Annotated in this window: 1 protein-coding gene; it reads left to right on the plus strand. The window is 59.7% G+C overall.

The window, feature by feature from the left end:
* On the plus strand, positions 1 to 231 hold a 231-nt coding region (locus SB764_RS45065; RefSeq protein WP_410867443.1), incomplete at both ends, for an SDR family NAD(P)-dependent oxidoreductase.

Consider the following 231-nt stretch of genomic DNA (forward strand, 5'->3'; position numbering starts at 1 on the left):
GGGACATATACGGCAACCAAATTTGCGGTCGAAGCCATTTCAGAGGGATTGGCCGGTGAAGTCGCAGCATTCGGCATCAAGGTCACGATCCTTGAGCCGGGCCACTTCACCACCGGCTTCGGCTCATCGGCCCGGTCTGCACCGGCGATCGACATCTACAACCCGATACGCCAGGCCATTCGCGCCTCGTTCAAGCCGGAAGACTTCGGCGATCCGGAAGCAACAAGTGCG

The organism is Paraburkholderia sp. SIMBA_027, assembly GCF_046535315.1.
GTDB classification, from domain to species: Bacteria; Pseudomonadota; Gammaproteobacteria; order Burkholderiales; family Burkholderiaceae; genus Paraburkholderia; species Paraburkholderia tropica.